At 39.6% G+C, this 15,094-nt stretch carries 15 protein-coding genes; 6 read left to right on the top strand and 9 right to left on the bottom strand.

Annotated features, from left to right (window positions below):
- Nucleotides 1–21: 21 nt before the first annotated feature.
- From gnd to zwf, 3 genes are all read right to left on the bottom strand, one after another.
- Nucleotides 22–915, bottom strand: a complete 894-nt coding sequence (gene gnd, locus BM126_RS15190) for a phosphogluconate dehydrogenase (NAD(+)-dependent, decarboxylating) (protein ID WP_071353153.1) — start codon at nt 913–915, stop codon at nt 22–24.
- A gap of 88 nt (nt 916–1,003) precedes the next feature.
- Entirely contained in the window at nt 1,004–2,992 is a 1,989-nt protein-coding gene (tkt, locus tag BM126_RS15195; protein WP_090990280.1) for a transketolase, read from the bottom strand.
- Nucleotides 2,993–3,027: 35 nt separating this feature from the next.
- On the bottom strand, nt 3,028–4,533 hold the full coding sequence (gene zwf / locus BM126_RS15200; protein WP_090990281.1) for a glucose-6-phosphate dehydrogenase: 1,506 nt from the start codon (nt 4,531–4,533) through the stop codon (nt 3,028–3,030).
- Nucleotides 4,534–5,356: 823 nt separating this feature from the next.
- Between zwf and sda the strand changes: the two genes are divergently transcribed.
- Together sda and BM126_RS15210 are read left to right on the top strand one after the other, a co-directional pair.
- Nucleotides 5,357–5,488 carry a sporulation histidine kinase inhibitor Sda gene (sda, locus tag BM126_RS15205; protein ID WP_090990282.1) on the top strand — a complete coding sequence of 44 codons (132 nt, stop codon included), beginning with the start codon at nt 5,357–5,359 and terminating at the stop codon, nt 5,486–5,488.
- Nucleotides 5,489–5,791: 303 nt separating this feature from the next.
- A complete protein-coding gene (locus BM126_RS15210; RefSeq protein WP_090990283.1) occupies nt 5,792–5,989 on the top strand; it encodes a ChaB family protein in 198 nt (65 codons plus the stop codon).
- Nucleotides 5,990–6,069: 80 nt separating this feature from the next.
- Here the strand turns inward: BM126_RS15210 and BM126_RS15215 are convergent, their stop codons facing one another.
- The 4 genes from BM126_RS15215 to BM126_RS15230 form a co-directional block, all read right to left on the bottom strand.
- Nucleotides 6,070–6,375 (bottom strand): putative quinol monooxygenase, encoded by a 306-nt coding sequence (locus BM126_RS15215; RefSeq protein ID WP_090990284.1) that lies wholly within the window; start codon nt 6,373–6,375, stop codon nt 6,070–6,072.
- A 271-nt stretch (nt 6,376–6,646) separates the two neighbouring features.
- Complete coding sequence (locus tag BM126_RS15220; protein WP_090990285.1) at nt 6,647–7,495, bottom strand: STAS domain-containing protein; 849 nt, start codon at nt 7,493–7,495, stop codon at nt 6,647–6,649.
- 549 nt (nt 7,496–8,044) lie between these two features.
- Nucleotides 8,045–8,467: an anti-sigma regulatory factor gene (locus BM126_RS15225; RefSeq protein ID WP_090990318.1), complete on the bottom strand. Its 423-nt coding sequence runs from the start codon at nt 8,465–8,467 to the stop codon at nt 8,045–8,047.
- A 17-nt stretch (nt 8,468–8,484) separates the two neighbouring features.
- A complete protein-coding gene (locus BM126_RS15230) occupies nt 8,485–8,844 on the bottom strand; it encodes an STAS domain-containing protein (protein ID WP_083392273.1) in 360 nt (119 codons plus the stop codon).
- 362 nt (nt 8,845–9,206) lie between these two features.
- Here BM126_RS15230 and BM126_RS22485 point away from each other — a divergent pair, with 362 nt between their 5' ends.
- Nucleotides 9,207–9,344, top strand: coding sequence for a hypothetical protein (locus tag BM126_RS22485; RefSeq protein ID WP_177201452.1), 138 nt, complete (start codon nt 9,207–9,209; stop codon nt 9,342–9,344).
- Nucleotides 9,345–9,422: 78 nt separating this feature from the next.
- Here the strand turns inward: BM126_RS22485 and BM126_RS15235 are convergent, their stop codons facing one another.
- Nucleotides 9,423–10,817: a sigma-54 interaction domain-containing protein gene (locus BM126_RS15235; RefSeq protein WP_090990286.1), complete on the bottom strand. Its 1,395-nt coding sequence runs from the start codon at nt 10,815–10,817 to the stop codon at nt 9,423–9,425.
- Nucleotides 10,818–11,037: 220 nt separating this feature from the next.
- Here BM126_RS15235 and BM126_RS15240 point away from each other — a divergent pair, with 220 nt between their 5' ends.
- The 3 genes from BM126_RS15240 (at nt 11,038) to rocF (ending at nt 14,867) form a co-directional block, all read left to right on the top strand.
- The gene (locus BM126_RS15240) at nt 11,038–12,237 is read left to right on the top strand and encodes an ornithine--oxo-acid transaminase (RefSeq protein ID WP_090990287.1); all 1,200 of its coding nucleotides are present in this window, start codon (nt 11,038–11,040) and stop codon (nt 12,235–12,237) included.
- A gap of 241 nt (nt 12,238–12,478) precedes the next feature.
- Nucleotides 12,479–13,909 (top strand): amino acid permease, encoded by a 1,431-nt coding sequence (locus BM126_RS15245; protein ID WP_090990288.1) that lies wholly within the window; start codon nt 12,479–12,481, stop codon nt 13,907–13,909.
- 58 nt (nt 13,910–13,967) lie between these two features.
- On the top strand, nt 13,968–14,867 hold the full coding sequence (gene rocF, locus BM126_RS15250) for an arginase (protein WP_090990289.1): 900 nt from the start codon (nt 13,968–13,970) through the stop codon (nt 14,865–14,867).
- Between the two features lie 16 nt (nt 14,868–14,883).
- Here rocF and BM126_RS22635 read toward each other — a convergent pair.
- Nucleotides 14,884–15,094, bottom strand: a 211-nt coding sequence (locus tag BM126_RS22635; protein WP_218154475.1) for a hypothetical protein, incomplete at its 5' end; no start/stop codon positions are given.

A 15,094-nucleotide genomic window follows, 5' to 3' on the forward strand; every position in this document is an offset into this window, starting at 1 on the left:
TAGGACGTTATAACAGGTTTATTAGTTCTTTTCTACAGCGTGTCCGCCAAACTCGTTACGTAGTGCAGCGACAACTTTACCATTGAAAGTGTCTTGATCTAGTGAACGGTAGCGCATTAATAGGGACATAGCAATAACTGGAGTTGCTGCCTGAAGGTCAAGAGCTGTTTCAACAGTCCATTTTCCTTCTCCTGAAGATTGCATGATTCCTTTGATGCCGTCAAGCTTAGCGTCTTTAGAGAATGCATTTTCAGTAAGTTCCATTAACCATGAACGGATTACAGAACCATTGTTCCATACTTTAGCAACTTTTTCATAGTCAAAGTTGAAATCACTTTTCTCAAGGACTTCAAAGCCTTCGCCGATAGCAGCCATCATACCGTACTCAATACCGTTATGAACCATTTTCAAGAAATGGCCGCTTCCGATATTTCCTGCATACAGATAACCATTTTCAACAGCTGTATCACGGAAGATAGGCTCAACGATATCCCATGCTTCTTGATCTCCGCCGACCATGTAGCAAGCTCCGTTACGAGCGCCTTCCATACCGCCTGAAGTACCTGCATCCATAAAGCGAACGCCAGTTTCTTTCAAATCGTTGTAGCGGGCAATAGACTCTTTGTAATGAGAATTTCCTGCTTCGATTACGATATCTCCTTCAGAAAGGAAAGGTTTGATTTCGCCGATTACTGAATCTACAACAGAGTGAGGAACCATAATCCAAAGAACTCTTGGCTTTTCTAATGATTCAACAAGCTCTTTTAAGCTAGAAGTGCCTTTAGCACCGTATTTTTGCATTTCTTCAACAGCACTGGCATTTAAGTCAAATGCTACTACTTCGTGTTTGTGATCGATTAAGTTCATACCGATATTTAATCCCATTTTACCTAAACCAACTAATCCTACTTGCATGCTAATTGCCTCCTCAAGTTTGGAAGATATATGCTTTACGCTTATATCTTCCTTCAAACATCATGTAATTATTTCTTTTTTGTATAAATTACAGCAAGCTTTTTGCTGTTTTAACAACATTTTCAACAGAGAATCCAAACATAGCCAATACTTCATTGCCTGTTCCTGATGCTCCGAATTGGTTGATGCTGACAGTCTTTCCTTCAAATCCTACGAAACGTTCCCATCCAAGTGAAGTACCAGCTTCGATAGATACACGTTTTTTGATAGAAGATGGAAGAACTTTTTCTTTGTACTCGCTGCTTTGTGCGCCGAATAATTCCCAGCTTGGCATTGCAACTACACGTACTGAAAGGTTTTCTTTTTCCAACTCTGCTTTTGCGTCTGCTGCTAATGAAACTTCAGATCCAGTAGCAATCAGGATAAGCTCAGGATTTTCGTTTGTTTCAGTTAGGATATATCCGCCTTTTTTCAGGTTTTCTACATTGCCTTTTGTTTCTTCAAATACAGGAAGGTTTTGACGGCTAAGTACAAGCACAACTGGACCTTCTGTTTGCTGAAGTGCATATGCCCATGCATTTGCTGTCTCATTGGCATCTGACGGGCGGATAACAGTCAAGCCAGGAATTGCACGCAATGCCGCAAGATGCTCAACAGGCTCATGTGTAGGGCCATCTTCGCCTACAGCGATTGAATCATGTGTGAACACAAACGTTACAGGCAATTTAGAGATTGCTGCCATACGGATTGCTGGACGAAGATAATCATTGAAAACAAAGAATGTGCTTACGAATGGCTTTACTCCGCCATGAAGAGCCATACCATTTCCAGCAGCACCCATTGCATGCTCACGTACGCCGAAATAGATGTTTCTTCCAGCATCTGATTGAACTGCAAATGCTTCTTCACCTTTAATCTCAGTCATTGTTGAGTGAGAAAGGTCGGCACTTCCTCCAAAGATAGAAGGAACAGTTTTCACATAATGGTTGATTGCTTCTCCGCTTGCCACCCTTGTAGAGATTGCTTTATCAGGTGAGAATGTAAGAACATCCTTCGCATCAATTAAAACTTCTCCCTTAATTGCTTTTTCAAGCTCATCAGCTAATTCAGGGTAAGCTTCTTTATAAGAAGAGAATAAATCATTCCATTTGCTTTCTGTTTGTGCGCCTTGTTCCTTAAGCTCTGCAAAGTGAGCTTTCACTTCTTCTGGAACATAGAAGTCTTCGTCGAATAACCAGCTGTATGCTTTCTTTGTTAAAAGGGCTTCTTCTGCACCAAGCGGAGCACCATGGGCCTTGTTTGAACCGGCAACTTTCGGGCTTCCGAAACCGATGATAGTCCTTACTTCGATTAGTGTAGGCTGCTCAGTGTTTTTCTTAGCTTCTTCGATTGCTTTAGAAACAGCTTCAACATCGTTTCCTTCTTCAACGCGAAGGTACTGCCAGTTAGCAGACTCTGCTCTTTTTTGGATGTTTTCTGAGAAGGAAAGGTTCAATTCTCCGTCCAAAGAAATATCATTTGAATCATAAAGAACAACCAATTTATCAAGTTTCATGTGTCCAGCCATTGACATAGCTTCGTATGAGATGCCTTCTGAAAGGTCACCGTCACCAACAAGTGCATATGTGTAGTGGTCAATTACTGATTTATCTTCTTTATTGAATTTTCCGGCTAAGTGCTTTTCAGCCATTGCCATGCCTACTGCAGTCGCAATACCCTGTCCAAGAGGGCCTGTTGTTGCTTCAACACCTTCAGTATGGCCAACTTCTGGATGTCCAGGAGTTTTGCTGTTCAATTTACGGAAGCTTTTCAAGTCTTCAATTGACACATCATAGCCTGCAAGGTGAAGCATGCTGTATAGCATACTTGAACCATGTCCAGCAGAAAGAACGAAACGGTCGCGGTTGAACCATTTTGAATTTCCAGGATTGTGGTTCAAATGGTTTGCCCAAAGTGCATAAGCCATTGGAGCTGCACCCATTGGTAATCCCGGATGGCCGGAATTTGCTGCGTTAATAGCATCGATTGATAATGTACGGATAGTATTGACTGCTAATTGCTGGATTTCTGTTGTCATGCTTTTTAATCCCCCATCACGTTTTTTCGTTTTCGTTATTTTTGCAGTGTTAATTCATTTCCTTTGATAGTGCCTTCACCATCAAGCCACCATTTGAAGCCATCTTCCTTAAGCAAGTTATGGACAGCATCAGGGCCATAAGAGCCTGATTTGTATGATTGAAGAGGAACCAGGTTCTTTTCAAATGCATTCAGAATTGGCTGTACATACTTCCAGGATAATTCAACTTCATTCCAGTGAGCAAAGAAAGTTGAATCGCCGCGGAGTGCATCGTGAATTAAAAGCTCATATGCTTCAGGTACATCATGGTTATCTGTCACATAATCGATTTTAATTGGTTCAATCTTTCCGCCGTTCCCCGGATTTTTACTATTAAGTAGTAATGAGACACCCTCGTTCGGATTAATTTCAACTACTAAAAGATTTGGCGCAGTTTCTTCACTGCCTTTTCCATATAATTCTTTTAGAGGGTTTTTGAATTCAACCACAATGCGCGTGGACTTTTCTTTCATTCTTTTCCCTGTGCGGATATAGAAAGGTACACCAGCCCAGAAGTCATCATCGATCCATAATCTTGCACCGATGAAAGTATCGTTTTGTGAAGTCTCTTCAATGCCGGGTTCTGACTTATAGCCCACTACCTCTTTGCCATTGATTTCGCCTTCAGCATATTGTCCGCGAATAACCTGGGAAGCAACATCTTCCTCCGTTAACGGACGAAGAGATTCAAGTACCTTCCTTTTTTCATCACGGATATCAGTAGCGCTAATCCGCTTAGGAAGATGCATTGCCGTCATCATCAGCATTTGAAGCATGTGATTTTGGAACATATCCCGAATCGCACCAGATTGATCATAATAGCCTGCACGCTCTTCAACACCTACGATTTCCGCAGCTGTAATTTGCACGTTAGCGATATATTGGTTATTCCAAAGTGCCTGAAGTACAGGGTTCGCAAATTCCAGTGCCTCAAGGTTTTGTACCATCGGCTTACCGAGATAGTGGTCAATGCGGTACACCTCATCTTCATCGAAAGACTGGCTTAACTTAGCATTCAGCTCTTGTGCTGATTTAAGGTCATGCCCAAATGGTTTTTCGATGATCAGGCGTTTCCAGCCTGAAACTGATCCTAATCCGCTTTCTTTAATATTGGCTGCGATAATATCAAAGAACTTAGGTGCAACCGACAGATAGAACATACGGTTTTGTGAAATTTTCAATTCTTGTTCGCGCTTTTCAACAAGCTCGAGCAATTTAGTGAAGTCCTCTTTGTCTGCAGCATCCAAAGTAGTGTAAGCGAAAGCTGACAGGAATTTTTCCATTTTTGCAGAATCGTTATTTTTGCTGCGGGAAAATGTATTAATTGACTCTTCTACATACTGCTGAAATTCAGTATGCGACATATTACTTCTTCCCAAACCGACCACAGAAAAAACATCCGGCATTTTATTTTCCATAAACAAATTATAAAGGGCAGGGTATATTTTTCTTTTAGCTAAATCACCTGTTCCCCCGAATAAAACAAAGGTCATGGTATCCATGGTAATCCCCCTTTTGTATAAAAAGATCCTTAAATCTAAAGATCGAATTAACTGTTCTTATATTCACATTGGTAACATAACGTAACCATAATAACTCTTTACTTTTAACAGGTCAAGCGATTTGTGTATATATTGTGAACAGCTATAAAGCCTTTTATATCAATGGTGCAAGCTGAATTATCCCATAAATCCAGGTATATTCCTAATGATAGCGGTTCCAAAAACTGCTCATTCCAGGTTACTAAAAATCAATTAGTTTAAATTATCCGAACATTTTCTGCTGCACAAAAGCCCTGTAATTACAGACATTTCACTGTCAATACCTAAATCCTGTAAATCATATAGAGAGCATTTCAAGAATTTACATATTAAAAAATAATATCTCCATCATGCATCCATACCTTCTTAATATGTAAAAAAAACGCATTTTCAAACAAAGAATGGTTTGGAAGAAATGTAAAAAGAAATGTTGAACGATATTTGATTGTATTTTTACCGGCATTTCTTATATCTATGTCCCCTTCCCTCGCAGGCTTTTAACTAAACCCATATATTTCTTCAGCAGCTGGCTATTCTGCCTTTATACATCCTTTAACTGAATGAGGTTACTTTTAGTGGTGCCTGAATGAATAGCTAACCATCGTTAAGTTTTGCTTTGGCATATATAAAGGAGTTGACATAATATATTTATGTTATATTTATGTTTTTATTTAAACTTGGCCTTTCTGCTGATCCGGTATTTATAATTCTTTTTGCTTTTCAAATTTCCTGAAAACATATACAATATAATAGATATTTAAAACCTTACCAGGAGGGATGCATAATGAAGATTATGAGCAACGAGCAGTTAGTGGTTTCATATCGTAATGCAGTATCGACGGAAAAGGATAAGGATGTTATCAGGTGTTTAAAAAACGAAATAGACAAACGCGGACTAAGGCCATATAAAAGTTAATGATAAAATCCCGCCCAGAAACCTGGGCGGGATTTTTATATCTGCTCTATACCATGTATATTTTTTAAGATCAAAGATCCCTCATGTTAAAAACAGAAGACTTTTAATGGGCATGCAGCTTTTGTCCCTTCCAGCTGACAGCCAAAAAATGTGCGCTGCCACAAATTCACTTTGTTTTCTGTGGATGAAAAAGAGGAACAAAATTAATACTTTTAAAATGCTTACCAAAGAATGCTGTCTTAAAGATACGTTTAAAGAATAAGAAAGCAGGCAATTAACGAAGTATAAAAGGAGGAGTAAAATATGCCATACAATTCGTTAAACGAACTTCCTGAAGCAGTGAAGGATAACCTTCCTCATCATGCCCAGGAAATTTTTAAAGAAGCCTTCAATTCAGCAAGCAAGGAATATAAGGAAGAAGAAACTGCATTCAAAGTGGCGTGGAGTGCTGTAAAGCATGAATATAAAAAAAACAGTGATGATAAATGGGTGAAAAAATAAGGTAAATGAACTTAGAAACTTGCATAAAGCTGGTTTAATGGGATTTTCCCCGTTAAACCAGCTTTATTCCTTCCCGCTGTTTAAACGCCTTTTCCTCCCACTGTTTTAAGGGTACAAATTCTTTCCATGCCAGTTATGATTGGTTTTGCACGCTTTATTAATGTTTGTGTGGCTTCAAGTGTCAGTGATGCTTGATGGGCTTCTTCATCTCTCCACACTTCATAAACATAAACAGTATTTAATTCAACTTCAGAAATATTCACGAGATATATTTGACATTCATCCAGATTCATCATTGACTCTGCTGCTTTGAGCAATATATCTGTCAATGTGTCCCGCTTCCCCTCTTGAACCGTAAACTTACCCAGCAAACTATATTTACTCATAATGACCTCCTGTTTTTACCGTCTGCTAACTATTTACATACAGAGTCCACATTTCCCTTTTTTTCAATAGCTTTTTTCGTAAAATTTGCTGCTATTGAACAAGGGGCAGATTTCCGCTCCAGGATGCTCGCTCAATAGGTTTTAGTTTTGAGGGCACATCGCAGAATGAGGACAACCAAAAACCGCAACAGCAATAAGATGTAAAAAGACTCTTCAGCAGAAGAGTCTTTGGTTATTAGACAAAATTCTGTCCATTTCACATAGTAAGCTGTTATTTTCCCAGTTCAAATGCATGCTTGCTTAAAGCCTGCTGCAGGGAACTGAATGTGCTTACTCCTTTAAAGTCCAGTCCCAGCTGGACAGAGGTTTGGGCAATTTCCGGGCGGATTCCAGTAATCAGACACTCAATTCCCAGCAGACTAAGTATTTCTGTTAATTGATATAACTTTTGTGCCACCATCGTATCTATAATGGAAACGCCAGATAAATCGATATAAAGATGTTCAATATTCACTTCTGAACATTTAGCAGGTATGGATTCAAGCAAGAATTGTGCACGAAGTGTATCAATATCGCCGATTAGCGGCAAAATTGCATTTGTAGCAGTAACCGGAATAACAGGAGAGCTTAATTCTTCGATCAGCTCCGCTTGAGCTGATAGCCTTTTGTTCATGATCAAATAATAGGTGTGAGCAAACTTGCTTTGTAATTGATCAAAAGCGCCATGAATAATAGAAGTCCAATTTAACAGCATTTTTTGAGTAATAAAGTTTGGATGAAGGTCTGCATATTCACCGACAAACCTCCAATATATAGATCGGACTTTACTTAGAGCATCTAATACTTCATGAATGGGTGTATTGCTCTTAGCCCTGCTGCCTGCTACGATAAGCGCCCAATTTTCTTTCTTTTGGCAAAAAAGACTTTCATCCAGTAAAGCGCTTGCAACTGTCTCATTCGTAAGTTTGTTTTGGCTGCGGAGTAAAGCTTCTATTTCATCATTCATATTTTTCGAATAAATAGAACCCAATTTCTCATTTCTTTGTGCAATCCATTCATCCGTTATCCGCGGAAGATTGCTCATTAAGTAGTCATATAGGCGGCGGTTTTGTTCATCCATCTTTTTTCCCTTGATTGGTTTTATTCTTTAAAATATGTATGGCAATGAATGCCTGCCATCAGGTCAAAATTTTACTTAACCATTGGGAATTTCACCCCAGAAGCTTTCAAAAAGCTTAACTTCTAATAATTTCTTCATTAGCCTGCAGACAGATTACCATCAAAATTTGAAAGGGCTGTCATCAAGCGGTTTCACAGAGTAAGAAAGCATTTCTTCAGGAGGTGAAAACCTTTAATCTGCGGATCTAAAGATATATAGCCTTTTACCTTTTTGCTTGTTTGAACGAAAAAAAGCGTTCTCACGAAGTTCCTTGGAATCTGTCCTGCAGAAAGGTTAGCTTACTTAATCAGCAAACCGGCCATCCAGCATAAATTTTTTCTTGCTTATGCCAGACAGCCAAGATATGGAATTTATTATGGATTGTGAACGTTTACCAGTTTTTTTATTAAGTAACATTCAGGCAGACGCCTTTAGAGCCCCTAGTTGTGTAATATTTCATTGCCTGTTCCATAGCTTTTGTAGTTCCTGGTTGTTTATATTGACCGAAAATTATTTTTTCCATTTTTTTACGATAATTTTTGTACCCTCACCAACGGCAGAGTCAATTTCAAATTCATCCATAAGCCGTTTCACACCAGGAACGCCGGCACCAAGGCCCCCAGATGTGGTATACCCATCTTCCAGTGCCTTTTTTATATCAGGAATCCCAGGACCCTCATCAACCGCAATCACTTTAATGCCATCCTTATTTTCTTTTTTTATGGCCTCTATAATGATTTTGCCCGGCAATGCATACTTATATATATTCCGTGCCAATTCTGAAATGGATGTGGTTATTCTCGATTGATCAACAAGGCTGAAATCCAGCTCTTTGCTGACTTTTCTTCCTGTTTGGCGAGCCAGGACTATGTCCATTTCATTGTTAATGTCGATAACAATGGATTTTTCACTTTCATCAAATGACTTCAGCATAAAATCTACCAAACACCTCACCCTAATAAATTATTTAATTTCTCAACACCATTCTCCAGATCAATAGCTGTATCTATGCCTGAAAGGTGAATTCCAAGCTCTATTAAAGTGATGGCAACAGCTGGCTGTATGCCTGTCAGCACTACCTTTGCTCCCATCAGGTTAGCCATGCTTACAACATCACCTAATACTTTTGCAATGAAAGAATCCACCATATCTAAAGAAGTCAAATCTATGACCACTCCATTTGCGCTTGTTTCATGTATCTTCTTTAACAGATCTTCCTGAAGCATGATTGCACTTTCATCATCTAATTCTACTTGTATTGAAACCAGCAGCATTTCTTTTAGTTTTAATATAGGTATCCTCAAACTGATCCTCCTAGTCCAAGTGTAATATTTAGAGTAATTGCGTAATAAATATATCTGTACGAATTGCCATTAACCGATAGACAGCATATCTCCATGATTATAAAACTAAATAGGTATGCTAGCAATGTTTTTAACTGGGCAAAGCGGTTCTGCCATATAAACATGTTATTTCTGGTGATTAAGCCCAGGCAGTCCTTCTCTATGATGTATACAGCTTTTGCATATTTTCCCGGTGAGAAAAATCAAAAATCAGCAAAAATTCATATGGAGTTTTAGTGAGGTTTTTGCAACTAAATGTTTATGAAATTATAAAAAAGGATATCATACAATAGTCTTAAAAAACTAAATACAGCTGAGGTGTAATAATAGTGATTTCAGAAAATGAAAAGAACATCATGGCACTTGAACTGTTAAAACTTACAGACGATTATTTTAAATGTCCGTTTCCGGAAATCAAAACTTTAATATACTCGGATATTGAATTCCTTAAGAAAATTATTTATTAATCAAAGACTTTTGTACCGTACTTCAATGATTCCTCATAAAAGCCTTCCTTAAATCAGGGTCATCACCTGTACTTCATTTTATTGCTTATGATCGAGACTCATTTTTTTTATTCTATATTGAAGGCTTTGGCGGCTGATTCCAAGCATTTCAGCAGTTTTTGTGATGTTGTGCGAATTAATTTCCAAGGCCTTTTTAAGATAGCTTTTTTCTGCCTCTTTCAAATGTTTTTTTAATGAAGTAATTCTTTCTGGATTACTATCTTTTATGGCTGCCGCCTGTATTGGGTTTGCATGTTTAAACATAAATTTATTTCTATAATGAAAAGGCAAATGTGCATACTCTATGCGTTCTTCATCCATGACTAAATTCATGGCACCTTCCACGATATGTTCTAATTCCCTGACATTCCCCGGCCAATCATATTGATAAAAAGAAGACAGCACCTCTCCTTCAATTGCTTTTACTTCCATCTGAAAAAGAGAATTGTAAGCGGCAATAAAGCTTTCAATAAGCGGCTGGATATCTTCCATTCTATTTCTTAATGGCGGTATGAATAAAGTGACAACCCCCAGTCTGTAATACAGGTCTTTACGCAGATGGCCATTTGCTATCGCTTCTATCGGATCTTCATTAATTGTTGCAATTATTCTGACATCAACTGGGATATCCTTGCTGTCTCCGATTCGCCGGATGCTCCGTTCCTGCAAAACCCTTAATAGCTTTGCCTGAAGACTGATATTTAGGGAATTAATTTCATCAAGCAGCAAAGTCCCTCCATGCGCCTGCTCAAACAAACCCGGATAATCAACAGATCCTGTAAAAGCCCCTTTTTTTGTCCCGAATAAAATGCTTTCCAGCAGATTATCCGGAATCGCTGCACAGTTTTGAGAAACGAAAGGTGAAGCTGATCTTGCCGAGCCATTATGTATGCTTTGAGCAAAAAGCTCTTTACCAGTTCCTGTCTCTCCAATAATAAGAACAGATGAAGACGTTCGCGTCGCCCTTTTGGCATGTTCTATCACTTCTTTTATTAATGAGCTTTCTCCAATAATACTTTCAAAAGTATAAGCAGTGTCTCCTTTCCTTGCGGTATTATTCCTGATAAGTTTTTCGAGCTTTGTAACATCCCGGGCAATCTCGGCAGCTCCCCTGATCTCTCCGTTTATCAGCAAAGGAAATGTATTATTGATGGTGGTAATTTCCTTTCCTTTGTTATTAAAGTATGTTTGTTTAACATTTTTTGTTTCTTTTCCTTTGTGGAGAGCCTGCAAAAGTGTACTTTCCTGATCACTTTTAAATTTAAAAACTTCCAGCAGATTTTTATCAATCACATCCATTAACTCCATAGATTCCATCTGCATCATCTTTTTGTTGTATACAATGGTTTGGCCGTTTTCATCAATAACATGCAGGCCTATATCCATTTCATCGATAATCTGCTTAAAAACCTCAATTAAAAAAATTTTGTGCATTAAGGTTGTCTCCCTTTCCATACGTTTCTGTTATTTTATCTGCGAATGAACGATTATGCAAAAAAAATTTGCACTACAAGTGCAAAAAAATTATACACTGCCAATTTTTTTTGCAGTTTTCGCTGCCATCATTCGTAGCATGCCTTAATTTTCATTTTGGCATAAAACTTGCATTAAACATAATTGGAGAAATAATGACATGATAACAGGAGGCTTTCAAATGACGATCATTACAAAATCACAGGAAATCATTGAGAAAACAATCAATTATGGCGCGAATAACTACCATCCACTTCCAATCGTTATATCACAGGCAGAGGGCGTTTGGGTTCAGGATCCGGAAGGCAATAAATATATGGATATGCTTAGTGCCTATTCTGCCGTAAACCAGGGCCACAGACACCCTAAAATCATACAGGCATTGAAGGATCAGGCTGACCGGATCACTTTAACCTCCAGAGCCTTTCATAACGACCAGCTCGCACCTTTTTATGAAGCAGTATCAAAATTAACCGGCAAGGAAATGATTCTGCCCATGAATACAGGGGCGGAAGCTGTTGAAACTGCTTTTAAAGCGGCAAGGCGCTGGGCTTATGACAGGAAGGGTGTTACTGAAAACCGTGCTGAAGTGATTGTTTGTGAAGGCAATTTCCACGGCCGGACAATGACAGCTGTTTCCCTTTCATCTGATCCTGAGTACAAACGCGGCTTCGGTCCGATGCTTCCGGGAATCAAAATAATCCCTTATGGTGATTTGGAAGCATTAAAGTCAGCCATCACCCCGGACACTGCGGCATTTCTAATTGAGCCTATCCAAGGAGAAGCTGGCATAGTCATTCCGCCTGAAGGTTTTCTGAAGCAGGCTTTGGAGTTATGCAAAGATAACAATGTATTATTTATAGCAGATGAAATTCAATCAGGATTGGGCCGATCTGGAAAAACCTTTGCCTGTGAATGGGATGATGTTACACCAGATATGTACATTCTTGGAAAAGCTCTTGGCGGCGGAGTATTTCCCATTTCCTGTGTAGCAGCAAATAAAGAGATTCTAGATGTATTCAACCCGGGTTCACATGGCTCAACATTTGGCGGCAACCCGCTCGCCTGTGCAGTATCAATCGCTTCCCTGCAGGTATTGGAAGAAGAAAAACTTGCTGAACGTTCTTTTGAACTCGGAAACTACTTTATGGATGAATTATCACAAATAAAAAATCCGAAAATAAAGGATGTCCGCGGCAGAGGTCTATTTATCGGGGTGGAATTGTCTGAAGCAGCGAGACCCTATTGTGAACTGCTTAAGAATGAAGGGCTATTATGCAAAGAAACCCATGATACGGTTATCCGATTTGCCCCTCCTTTGATGATATCTAAAGAAGACCTTGATTGGGCGATCGAAAAAATCAGGAAGGTCCTTTCATAAACTGTTTTCTTCCTTACGATAATTGCAATTACTATTAGATATTCAGCCAATATGATTCCGGAGCAGTCATTTTGATGCTTCCGGTAATCTTTTTAGTAAATACGCCTTTATTAGCTCGGATAAAAAACAGCTCATTCGTTATATGAATATATTATAAATCCCTTTCTTGTTCAAAGATTTTAGAATATAATGAAAACATCTAATGGAAGCGTTTACTCAAAGGTTTAAGGAGAGATATATCATGAAACCTGAATACAGCCAAAATAATGAACTTAAACGGACCATGAAGTCCAGACACCTCTTTATGATCTCTCTCGGCGGGGTCATTGGGACAGGCTTCTTTCTAAGTACAGGATATACAATTAATCAGGCAGGGCCTGCTGGTGCAATACTCTCCTATCTAGTCGGCGGATTTATTATGTTTTTGACAATGTTATGCCTTGGAGAGCTTTCAGTAGCCATGCCTGTATCGGGTTCTTTCCAGACATATACAACCAAATTCATTGGTCCTGCAACCGGATTTACAGTCGGCTGGCTATACTGGCTTGGCTGGGCTGTAACTGTGGCGGTGGAATTTCTGTCTGCGGGACAGCTTATGCAAAGGTGGTTTCCTGGTTCTCCTGTGTGGATATGGTGTGCTTTATTTGCGGCTGTTCTCTTCGCTTTAAATGCACTTTCGGCAAAAGCGTTTGGTGAAGCGGAATTCTGGTTTGCAAGCATTAAGGTATTTGCCATTATCATGTTCATCATCCTCGGTGGAGCTGCCATGTTCGGATTCATTGAAATGAAGGGTGGGCAGCCAGCCCCAATGCTCGGCAATTTCTTTAAAGACGGCCTCTTCCCTAATGGTTTTGCCATTCTGTTAGTTACCATGATTTCAGTTAATTTCTCCTTTCAAGGAACCGAGTTGATCGGCATTGCAGCAGGAGAAAGCGAAAATCCTGAGAAAACGATTCCACGTTCAATCAGGCAGACTGTATGGAGAACATTGTTTTTCTTTGTACTGGCTATCTTTGTGCTGGCAGGGCTGATTCCCTGGAAGAAAGCTGGAGTAATTAATAGTCCGTTCGTTGTTGTTTTTGACAGTATGGGTATCCCGTATGCTGCAGATATAATGAATTTTGTAATTCTTACTGCACTATTGTCTGTAGCAAATTCAGGAATGTATGCCGCATCTCGCATGCTGTTTTCTTTGGCTAAAGAGGGAATGGCTTCACCTTTGCTTGGCAAAGTCAACCGGAAGGGAATTCCGATGAACTCGCTTCTTCTTACTTTAGGTGTGGCATGCCTTTCACTGCTGTCTAGTGTAGTGACGCCTGGAACAGTTTATGTTTGGCTATTATCACTGGCAGGTCTTGGAGCACAAGTGGGCTGGATTTCCATTACAGCTTCACAGCTGATGTTCCGCAGAAAGTTCCTGCGTCAGGGAGGACGAGCTGAGGATCTGAAATTCAAAACACCTTTGTATCCGCTCCTTCCGCTTTTAGGTCTTATTCTAAACAGTATTGTCATGATTAGCCTCGCTTTTGATGCAGAACAGCGCATGGCACTATATTGCGGAATCCCATTTATGCTTGCATGCTACATAATTTATTTTATTAAAATAAAAAAACAGCAAACTAAAATTGAGGTTGAATTGCAGCTTAAAACAAAAAAGCAGATGATTGTCTGATAGGATCTATCTCCTTCAGAAAAGATAGACTACTATACATAGATTTGGAGAGATATATATGAATAAGAAGGTTACCATTATAGGAATGCCGATGGATTTGGGACAAATGAGGCGGGGTGTTGATATGGGACCAAGCGCCATCCGTTATGCAGGAATCGTTGAAAGATTGCAGAACTTGAACCTTGAAGTACGCGATAATGGCGATATACCTGTCGGAAGGCCAGAGGTGGTCATTGATCCAGAAACTAAAATGCGCAACCTTGAATTAGTGGCAGATAGAAGCAGCATCCTTGCAGAGGAAGTTTATAGTGCCATAGACAGAGGCGAATTTCCGCTGGTGCTGGGTGGCGACCACAGCATTGCCATCGGCACCCTTGCAGGAACTGCCAGGCACTACCCTAACCTTGGAGTGATCTGGTATGATGCACATGGAGACCTAAACACAGCCGAGACTTCCCCGTCCGGCAATATTCATGGCATGCCGCTTGCTGCAAGCCTTGGAATCGGCCATCCTTCACTGACAGACATTGGCGGGTTCGCACCGAAAATCAAACCTGAAAATGTTGTAATTATTGGTGCACGTTCACTGGACGAAGGTGAAAAAGAATTAATTAAAAATAAAGGAATCAAAGTATATACAATGCATGAAATAGACAGGCTTGGCATGACAAAGGTAATGGAAGAAACCATCGCTTATCTTAAGGAAAGGACAGACAGCGTTCATCTTTCCCTTGATCTGGATGGATTAGATCCTCTTGATGCACCGGGTGTAGGAACTCCGGTAATGGGCGGTATCAGTTACCGGGAGAGCCACTTGGCGATGGAAATGCTTGCAGAAGAAAACATCATTACCTCAGCCGAATTCGTTGAAGTCAATCCGATCCTGGATGAAAAAAATAAAACAGCCATGGCTGCAGTAGCATTAATAGGATCTCTGCTTGGCGAAAAGTTATTATGATAGAATCCTGAACTGCTTATCCTGATGCCGCTGAAAAAGTCTTAAAGCATATTGGATTCGCTTGTTGGTTACACAGAAGGATGCTTCCAAACAGCCTGGCGGACGAAATAAAAAGCCATATCCCCTGTTTTTTGAACTGTAACCCGAATAATGGACACTTATAAAAAAGTCCCTTATTCGGGTTTTTTGTGTTCTTTTGCAATAAACCCGTTATAATCAAATCAAAT

This window comes from Bacillus sp. OV322, from assembly GCF_900112495.1.
Lineage (GTDB): Bacteria > Bacillota > Bacilli > Bacillales > DSM-1321 > Peribacillus.

Coding starts and splice junctions, on each gene's coding strand:
- BM126_RS15215 (WP_090990284.1), bottom strand. CDS start 6,375: ATGAGTAAATATAGTTTGCTGGGTAAGTTTACGGTTCAAGAGGGGAAG.
- gnd (WP_071353153.1), bottom strand. CDS start 915: ATGCAAGTAGGATTAGTTGGTTTAGGTAAAATGGGATTAAATATCGGT.
- BM126_RS15220 (WP_090990285.1), bottom strand. CDS start 7,495: ATGGATGAACAAAACCGCCGCCTATATGACTACTTAATGAGCAATCTT.
- BM126_RS15235 (WP_090990286.1), bottom strand. CDS start 10,817: ATGCACAAAATTTTTTTAATTGAGGTTTTTAAGCAGATTATCGATGAA.
- BM126_RS15225 (WP_090990318.1), bottom strand. CDS start 8,467: ATGCTGAAGTCATTTGATGAAAGTGAAAAATCCATTGTTATCGACATT.
- BM126_RS15245 (WP_090990288.1), top strand. CDS start 12,479: ATGAAACCTGAATACAGCCAAAATAATGAACTTAAACGGACCATGAAG.
- BM126_RS15210 (WP_090990283.1), top strand. CDS start 5,792: ATGCCATACAATTCGTTAAACGAACTTCCTGAAGCAGTGAAGGATAAC.
- sda (WP_090990282.1), top strand. CDS start 5,357: ATGAAGATTATGAGCAACGAGCAGTTAGTGGTTTCATATCGTAATGCA.
- zwf (WP_090990281.1), bottom strand. CDS start 4,533: ATGGATACCATGACCTTTGTTTTATTCGGGGGAACAGGTGATTTAGCT.
- rocF (WP_090990289.1), top strand. CDS start 13,968: ATGAATAAGAAGGTTACCATTATAGGAATGCCGATGGATTTGGGACAA.
- tkt (WP_090990280.1), bottom strand. CDS start 2,992: ATGACAACAGAAATCCAGCAATTAGCAGTCAATACTATCCGTACATTA.
- BM126_RS15240 (WP_090990287.1), top strand. CDS start 11,038: ATGACGATCATTACAAAATCACAGGAAATCATTGAGAAAACAATCAAT.